Origin of the sequence: Marinomonas pontica (assembly GCF_026191375.1) — a bacterium.
Taxonomy (GTDB): domain Bacteria; phylum Pseudomonadota; class Gammaproteobacteria; order Pseudomonadales; family Marinomonadaceae; genus Marinomonas; species Marinomonas pontica.
In genome coordinates this window covers 53,758-60,463 of sequence record NZ_JAODTL010000009.1, presented here as the reverse complement: position 1 = coordinate 60,463, position 6,706 = coordinate 53,758, and the positions used below count along the sequence as shown (strand labels likewise).

General features: G+C 40.8%; 6 protein-coding genes and 2 pseudogenes. 4 read left to right on the top strand and 4 right to left on the bottom strand.

Annotation, left to right across the window (positions count from 1 at the left end; translation table 11 throughout):
• The 4 genes and pseudogenes from N5P32_RS01295 to N5P32_RS01280 all read right to left on the bottom strand — a co-directional run.
• Window positions 1-363: pseudogene (locus tag N5P32_RS01295) on the bottom strand (hypothetical protein); the annotation flags it as partial.
• 76 nt (window positions 364-439) lie between these two features.
• The gene (locus tag N5P32_RS01290) at window positions 440-1,213 is read right to left on the bottom strand and encodes a hypothetical protein (protein ID WP_265727399.1); all 774 of its coding nucleotides are present in this window, start codon (window positions 1,211-1,213) and stop codon (window positions 440-442) included.
• 107 nt (window positions 1,214-1,320) lie between these two features.
• Window positions 1,321-1,659: a magnesium chelatase subunit ChlI family protein gene (locus N5P32_RS01285; RefSeq protein WP_265727401.1), complete on the bottom strand. Its 339-nt coding sequence runs from the start codon at window positions 1,657-1,659 to the stop codon at window positions 1,321-1,323.
• Window positions 1,660-1,674: 15 nt separating this feature from the next.
• Window positions 1,675-1,986 (bottom strand): annotated as a pseudogene (locus N5P32_RS01280) (ATP-binding protein); the annotation flags it as partial.
• Window positions 1,987-2,047: 61 nt separating this feature from the next.
• Between N5P32_RS01280 and N5P32_RS01275 the strand changes: the two are divergent.
• Genes N5P32_RS01275 through N5P32_RS01260 form a run of 4 tightly spaced genes read left to right on the top strand, consistent with a single transcriptional unit; the run spans window position 2,048 to window position 6,653 of the window.
• The gene (locus N5P32_RS01275) at window positions 2,048-2,707 is read left to right on the top strand and encodes a TnsA endonuclease N-terminal domain-containing protein (protein ID WP_265727398.1); all 660 of its coding nucleotides are present in this window, start codon (window positions 2,048-2,050) and stop codon (window positions 2,705-2,707) included.
• Window positions 2,704-4,596 (top strand): Mu transposase C-terminal domain-containing protein, encoded by a 1,893-nt coding sequence (locus N5P32_RS01270; protein ID WP_265727397.1) that lies wholly within the window; start codon window positions 2,704-2,706, stop codon window positions 4,594-4,596. The genes N5P32_RS01275 and N5P32_RS01270 overlap by 4 nt, the downstream gene beginning before the upstream one ends.
• A gap of 12 nt (window positions 4,597-4,608) precedes the next feature.
• Window positions 4,609-5,502 carry a TniB family NTP-binding protein gene (locus N5P32_RS01265; RefSeq protein ID WP_265727396.1) on the top strand — a complete coding sequence of 298 codons (894 nt, stop codon included), beginning with the start codon at window positions 4,609-4,611 and terminating at the stop codon, window positions 5,500-5,502.
• 2 nt (window positions 5,503-5,504) lie between these two features.
• Window positions 5,505-6,653, top strand: a complete 1,149-nt coding sequence (locus N5P32_RS01260) for a TniQ family protein (protein ID WP_265727395.1) — start codon at window positions 5,505-5,507, stop codon at window positions 6,651-6,653.
• Window positions 6,654-6,706: the final 53 nt, after the last annotated feature.

The window sequence follows — 6,706 nt, the reverse complement described above, 5'->3', positions numbered from 1 at the left end:
GCCAGCCACACTGCCGACCAATAACATACCTACCGTCAGCTCTGTATCAAAGCCAAACGCAAACGCCACGCCAAATGCCGCAATGGGCATCACCAAGAATTGCAATAAAACACCAACGCCCACCGCTTTGCCATTCTTCAACACTTGTTTGAAGTCAGCGGGGCTTAGCGTCAATCCCATTGCCAACATAATAATGGTCAACAAAGGAACGATTTGAGTTTTTAAACCGACAAATAAGTCAGGTTGAAAAAAGGCAATTGCCGAAAGCAACAACGCCCAAAGGGGGAACAGCTGGATAACCATAGAACAAGACTCCACATAGGCACCCGACTTTGTCGCCAATAAATCGACAAAAACGAGCACACAACCACAATTTAGTTATTATTAGCCCCAAAATGGGGAAGAGAATTGTAACGAAATGAAAAGCGTTTAAACAGTATCAAAAAGACAACAGTAAAGACGCTCCCCATTGGTTAGAAGAATGGTTTCCCACGCGGCTAGACACACTGCGGCTGTTATTGCCCGATACCGACCAATACTTGTAAAAAGGCTCAATCACGATACCGCTGCCGTTTTCATTCAAAAAGTGTTGGAAACGCAAAGAAATGTGGTATCCGCGCCCATTCCGCTGGCTCAAGGTGACAGATCGATAACCATCAGCCGCCCCCAAACGTGTTTCGTTTCTAGCCGATAAAATACCATCGTATTCAAAACGACCGCCAACAGCCCACGTCGATTGATCGCTCATCAGTTCCTGAATCTCGATGCCAATCGGGTTATAAACATACGATTGCTGACTTTTATAACCCGCCACGGACGTGCTGGATGTTTTTCCTCGGGAGTCCATCGTCGAGCGGCGATACCCCAACCCCAAGTAGGGCGTCACGCGATACGCGCCATTTAGAAAAAAAGCGCGTCCAATCATGCCTCGCACGTCGTAGATTTCATTTCTGACGCTGCTTATTTTCCCTTCGCCTTTATAATCTATATCGCTATTGACATAAGCCACATCCAACAAAGATACCGAAAAAGGATAATACGCCGAATAACGAGCTCTAAACCCAGACACCGTTCCGCTCTGAGATACATCGTTGTATTCGTTGTAATCAATATAGGATAACGACGGACCAAGCTCTAAGTCATAGCCTCGCGATTCAGCCAATACCGTGGTGCTAAAAAACACCATCCCCAGTATCAATGGCAGCTTATTCATACAGTGCATCTCAATGATTGTCTGTCGCTATTTTTATCATAAGTCGATAAAACAACCTACTTTTTAGGTCGTTGTTTTTTGGGATAAAAACATGACGCCTTGACAGACTAAGACGACACCGCCATCGACAAGGTTTTTTCCATCTTGCGATAACTCAAGGATTCCATTAAATGCGCTCTGGTAACAGGAGAGTCATTTAGATCGGCTAAGGTAAGCGCAACTTTCAACACCCGATGATAAGCACGCGCAGACAGTTTCAATTTTTCCAGCGCCTGTTGCATAAACTGTTTATCTTCCTGGCTTAACGCGCAAATAGCTTCCAACTGACGGCCACTTAGCTGTGCATTTTGCACGCCCTGTCGAGCACGCTGTCTGGCCACTGCCAGCTCAACACGCTGACGCACACTGTCGCTGCACTCCCCTTCTTCATCCGCGTTAACCAACACATTGGACGGCAACGGCGGCACTTCAACGTGCAAATCAATACGGTCTAAAAAAGGCGCGGACAGTTTTTTCAGGTATTTTTGGCTGGCGCTGGATTGATAATAATCTTGCCCTCCATTGTACGCTTCGTTACTGGCATTCATTGCTGCGACTAGCTGAAAACGAGCGGGGAATGTGACTTGGCCACGAGCACGCGAGATGTGTACTTCGCCATTCTCTAAAGGTTCACGCAACACTTCGAGCACTTTTCGGTCGAACTCTGGCAGCTCATCTAAGAACAAAACACCACAATGCGCCAACGACGCTTCTCCCGGTTTTGGTATCGATCCGCCTCCCTGTAAGAAACATAACTAAGTGATAATATGAATTAAATTCTACAGGTATTTAATAATGAGCAAGCCTTTTTACACATCTGAAGCCCGAAAGATAGGAATCACCAATAGAAGTGTTTCTGGTGTCGTACCAGATATTGGCTCTTATGAATCAACTCTAGAACGTGATTTTATGGAAAGACTGCGATTTGAGTCTAACTTTGAAAAAATCATTCCTCAGCCAGTTACTATCCAGTATGAAAATAGTAAACAAGAGCCAAGATCCTATACACCAGATGGTTTACTACATTTCCAGCAAGATTGTTACATCAGCCCAATTCTATATGAAATTAAATACCGAGAAGACCTTAAGAATTTATGGAAAGAGTTACTTCCGAAATTCCGAGCGGCTAAGCGGTTCGCCACATCGCGAGGGTGGACGTTCAAGGTGTTTACTGAAATAGAAATTAGAACGCCATTTTTAGACAATGCAAAATTTCTTTGGCCGTATAAAAACACCATTATCGAAACAGAAATGGAAAACCATATTCTGTCAATACTGAGTGACCTACAGGAGGCTGACCCGGATTTGCTACTAACAGCTCTATGCAGTTCACCTTACAACAGAGCGAAAATGATTCCTATGATCTGGACTCTCATTGCGAACCGAAAAATTGACTGTGATTTAGACCAGCCACTAACCATGAACAATAGAATTTGGGTTAAGGAGACGCTATGAAAACTATCCAACCAGGGCAATTAATCTATTGGAAAGGAAGTGCCGCGATTGTTCTTGAATTTAAAGGTTTTCAAGAACTAATTATCCGTCTAGTTGAATCAGGGAAAACTGATATAGCACCACTTCGTGAGGTTTCTTTATACTTACCATCAGATAAAAATCAACCTAGCAGCTCTCATTTGGTAGCTGAAGACAAAGAATGGAAAAAAGCACTAGAACGATACGAAATAATTAAACCCCTTTTATCCATTCGCCATAGAAGTGCAGAACAAGTACAGCAAGTAGCTGAAACGCACAGCAAAGGCATCGCAACAATCTATCGTTGGATTAAACAATTTGAAGAAACAGGCCTTGTTTCTTCTTTGCTTCGTCAGAAAAGGTCAGATAGTGGAGAGACAAAGCTAGACAAGGAGGTAGAAGAGTTAATCGAAGCATTCATTCAAAATGAATACCTGCAAGAAGAAAGAAAATCTATAACAAAGGTATTTAATTTAATTAAAGCCGAATGCAAAAATCTTGACCTTCCTGTGCCTCATCAAAATACCGTGTATTCAAGAATACAAAAAATAGAAGATAAAGAAGCTCTAAAAAGACGGCTAGGAGTGAAAGCATCTAAACAAAAATATACACCTACAACGGGTAGCTTTCCAGGAGCTGATTATCCGAATGCCGTTGTTCAAATTGACCATACCCCAGTCGATTTAATCATTGTTGACGAACTTCATCGATTGCCTATCGGTCGCCCATACCTAACTATAGCCATCGATGTCGCAACTAAAATGATCAGCGGTTTTAAGATGACTCTCGATCCTCCAGGATCATCTTCAGCAGGCTTATGCATAGGAAATGCGATACTTCCAAAAGACAATTGGCTTGCAAAACGAGACATTGAAGTTGAATGGCCTATCTATGGGAAAATGCAGAAAATACACGTAGATAACGCAAAAGAGTTCCGTGGAAATATGTTAAAGCGAGCCTGCCAGCAACACGGAATAATTTTAGAATTCAGACCTAAAGGACAGCCTAACTATGGCCCTCATGTTGAAAGAGCATTTCGTACATTTATGCAAGAAACGCATACCCTCCCTGGAACAACCTTTTCTAATGTAAAGGAAAAATTAAATTACAATTCTGAAGGTAAAGCGGTTATGACACTTTCAGAACTAGAACTTTGGTTTACTATATTCCTTGTTTACTGCTATCACCATAGACCACATAGGGGAATCAATAAAATCCCACCGATTAAGCTTTATATGGAGTGCATTTTTGGAGATAAGGACAAACCAGGAATTGGTTTACCGGCACCAATCGAGGATGAAGAGACATTACGGTTAGACTTTACACCTTACGTCGAAAGAACAATTCAACGGCAAGGCGTTGAAATTGATTATGTACATTACTATTCAGATGCACTAAGAAAATGGATTGGGGCTGTAGATGAAGTCAATCCTAAACAAACGCGAAAATTCATTTTTGCTAGAGACCCTAGGGATATTAGTACCATTTACTTTTTCGACCCAGATACAGAAAGATATATTCCAATTCCGTATTTAAATACTTCTCGTCCTTCTATTAGCTTATGGGAATTGAAAGCCGTTAAGAAAAGCTTAATAGAAGAAAATGATGCCTATGTTATCGATGAAGAAGTCATCTTTCGAGGCATTAACAGGATGAGAGAAATTGAAGCACAAGCCATTGAAAAAACTCGTCTGTCCAAGCAACAAAGAGCTACAGAAAAAAGAAAACGCCGCATGGCCGAAAGGCGTAATAATTGGGAAGTAGAGCATAAAGAAGTCACTCACCGAACCGAAGTCTTGCCTACTGAGGCTACATTTGAAGATGAATTTCTTGAAGATATACAGCCTTTCAATGATGTCGAGCTTTATTAACGGGAGTATGAAATGAATGAATTTCCGCACTTACATCCTAGCTGCGCTAAAAAAATGAACCTCTCAACGGATGAGCGGCTGATAGAAATTTCTACACCAAGGTGGATTGGTTACCCAAAGGCGCACCAAACCTTACAAAAATTTGAAGACCTGCTACGTCATCCTAAAGTAGCTAGGATGCCAAATTTAATGCTTGTGGGTAGAACGAATAATGGCAAGACCGATTTAATTCAAAAATTTTGCCAATCTCACTTACCTGACCCAAATGCGGATGGTGGAAAAATCATTGCTCCTGTTATGTATATTCAAGCACCGCCGTCCCCTAATGAAGCAGATCTGTATGCAACTATTTTATCCTCTCTATATGAACGAGTCCCTTCTGCCTCTACTTCAGCAAAGAGAACAAGGACAATCCAGATACTAAAAGATATTGGGGTGAAAGTACTTTGCATTGATGAATTACACAACTCTTTGGCTGGGTCGACGCTTAAGCGGCAACACTTTTTAAATGCAATAAAAAACTTAGGGAACGAATTACGAATATCTTTTATAGCATGTGGAACAGAAGATATACTAAGAGCAATAAGCATTGACCCGCAAATACAAAACCGCTTTCAACCTATACTTTTGCCAAAATGGAAATTTGATCAAGATTATAGGCAACTCTTAAGAACATTCGAGTCCATACTTCCTTTAAAAGAGCCTTCTGACTTACATTCAGGGTTACTGGGTCGTAAGATTTACGCCACTTCAGAGGGAACTATTGGTGAACTTTCTTTACTTTTAAATCAAGCTGCTACGTTTGCCTTAAAATCTGGAGAGGAAAAAATTACTAATGACATCATATCTAGTTGTGGTTATACGCCTCCAAGTGATCGATCAAGAGAGGCTAGTCGGAGCATCTAAGAATGCTTTTACCTATGCACCCTCAACCATTTGAAGATGAACTATTATCATCTTGGGTAACTCGCATAGCATTAGAAAATGGACTTTACACTCATGCGCTTTACAAAAGTTGTCTTGGGTTAGACTCTTCAATTTTCATTAGGGATATCGACAAATTTTTTGTACCAAGCTTAATTGATAGTCTAGAAGAAAAAACAGGACTAACTTCTGAAAAAATAAAAAAAATGATGCTAACAAGTTTTGAAGGTCGCATCACTGAGAGGGTAATTGTCAACAGCAATTCACGCTGGATATTACCTTTAGGTATCTACCATAGAACTAGAAGAAAAAAAGGGATCATGTACTGCCCACAATGCTTCGCAGAAAACCCTATTAATTACTATAAACGCATTTGGCGGCTGTCTTTTATTGTAATATGTGAGAAACATCACTGCTTACTAAGGGACAGTTGTCCTCACTGTAATAGTGTCATCGATTATCAACGTATGGGTATTGGAAAAGCAAAGTTCGAAACGCCTGCTAATGACCTTGGACTATGTAGCTCATGCACACTTCCACTATGGACTAATTGTAGCTTTACAACTCCTCCGGAATATACTGAATTAATTAGTGGGTATTTAGCATTTCTGAAAGCGTTTACTTTAAACCAGCCCTGTATACCACTTTTAAAACAACCAATGGAATTACAAGAGTTTAATGGGTTGTGGATTTTAATAAGCTCCATACTCAGAAAGCGTTACTTTAATAGTGGCGTTAAAGCTAACATTCTGAAATTTACTGGTATAGACATTAATTCGAGCTCCGGTTCACATGAAAGCTTTGACCAACGACCTATAGAAGAAAGGCTGAAAATTCTATTAGCTGCTTTTTGGGTTTTAGATAAGTGGCCCGATCGGCTTCTTCAGTTGGCTAGCGGTACTATCTATTCACAATCAACATTTCAAGATCTTTCAGAGCCTCCTCCATATTGGCTAAGCACGATCATCCATAGGCATCTCGATAAGTCAATATACACAGCAACAGATGATGAACTATCGAGTATCCAACATTATTTAAAGACACACTCTATCATCCCGACAACAAAGACCATTGCTCTTTTTGCTAATATGCATAAAGGGACTTGCCGGGATAGGTTGAAGTCACTCAAATAGCTAAGTTATTGCTTCAAAAGCTAAAAAAATCCAATTAAAGAAGTTCTTGTGTT

Excerpts from the sequence above, each read along its gene's own strand:
- N5P32_RS01290 (WP_265727399.1), bottom strand. The coding sequence starts at position 1,213 with ATGAATAAGCTGCCATTGATACTGGGGATGGTGTTTTTTAGCACCACG.
- N5P32_RS01275 (WP_265727398.1), top strand. The coding sequence starts at position 2,048 with ATGAGCAAGCCTTTTTACACATCTGAAGCCCGAAAGATAGGAATCACC.
- N5P32_RS01270 (WP_265727397.1), top strand. The coding sequence starts at position 2,704 with ATGAAAACTATCCAACCAGGGCAATTAATCTATTGGAAAGGAAGTGCC.
- N5P32_RS01265 (WP_265727396.1), top strand. The coding sequence starts at position 4,609 with ATGAATGAATTTCCGCACTTACATCCTAGCTGCGCTAAAAAAATGAAC.
- N5P32_RS01260 (WP_265727395.1), top strand. The coding sequence starts at position 5,505 with ATGCTTTTACCTATGCACCCTCAACCATTTGAAGATGAACTATTATCA.